The 1,295-nt window shown below is 59.7% G+C and carries 1 protein-coding gene; it reads right to left on the bottom strand.

Annotated elements, in window-relative coordinates:
• Positions 1 to 284: IS200/IS605 family transposase (gene tnpA, locus J8I87_RS43915; RefSeq protein WP_209938890.1), on the bottom strand; the 284-nt coding region annotated here is incomplete at its 3' end.
• Between the last annotated feature and the right edge of the window lie 1,011 nt (positions 285 to 1,295).

A 1,295-nucleotide genomic window follows, 5' to 3' on the forward strand; every position in this document is an offset into this window, starting at 1 on the left:
GCTCCGTACTTCCGGGCTATCTGAATTGCGCTTTTGCCCTTGATGTACCCGACTACATTCGATACCGCATACTTCGGCGGAATGCTCAAACACATGTGAACGTGATCCCCCATCAGGTGCCCTTCGACAATTTTCGATTCCTTGTGGGACGCCAGCTCATGAAATATCTCTCCGAGCTGCCGACGCAACGCGCCGAATATCTGCTTCTTGCGCCGCTTCGGGATGAACACCACGTGATACTTGCAGTCCCATCTCGTGTGGCTCAGGCTCTGATACTCTTTCATCGTGAATCTCCTTCTCTTGGCAGAGACAGGAAATTCGCGCCGACCGTCGTAAAGGGTCGGGATAGAAGTGCGGCGCGCACGTGACGGCAGGGTCCGGTGGCCTGTCCAACAGTTTCCCGCTGGGCCTCAGTCCGGCTCCCATTGACACGACGATTCCGCAAGCCCCCCTACGATCCCGGACGGTGGGATTTCCCCAGTCCGGTTCTGACCTTGGCTTTCCTTCGTGGGCCTTCCCAGATTCGCGGCGAAGCTTAAGCACTGACCTGCATGCACCCCGCCCACGCTGGTTTACCAACCACGAACTCGTCCCCGCTTCGAGCGCAGCGTGATCCCGGCTCAATGTCCGGGCACTGCACTGGGACCGCCAAGTGCCCAGAGCCCCTTTGCTGCAGGCCGGTGTTACCGCCATGCAGGAGACGTCCAGCGTCTCCTCATAGGACATTACTCCCACTTCATCGCTCCTACGGGCTCATGCGCCAGACCTGTTGCCCTCCCTCCGGCTTCGGCCTTGGCCTCGCACAGAAGGTCTTTGCAGGTTGCTGTCAGCCCCTGCTGGGCACAGGCCCTTCCCGACGTTATCTCTGCCGATCTTTCTCCACGTGTCTGGACCACTACTCCGGCTGCCCCCAGGGTGCACGTACCCGTTTCTTCCCCTGAGGCGTTGGCCTTCCCCGAGTTTGAAGCGGGTCGGCGCTTTGCCAGTCTCCAACAGCTACTTCCGTTGGACTCACCATTTCGGAGCTGCAGTCATTCACTCATGTTCAGACCCATGGATTTGCTCGCCACTCCGGTAGCTCCCACCCCCCACCTTCCGGTAGCGAGCAGCCGTGGCTTTTACGTCCGCGCCTATCACGGTTCGTTACCTCCCCGTGCAGCGGATATGCTAACCGCCCAAATCCGGGCAACTGGCGGTAACGGGACTCACACCCGTCAAAATCGGCAGCCTTGTCGGCCGCTCCTCAAACCTTGGTGAGTCCACCGGCAGAGCCGGTGGCTTACCTCACTGAGTTA

The organism is Paraburkholderia sp. LEh10 (genome assembly GCF_017814945.1).
GTDB lineage: Bacteria > Pseudomonadota > Gammaproteobacteria > Burkholderiales > Burkholderiaceae > Paraburkholderia.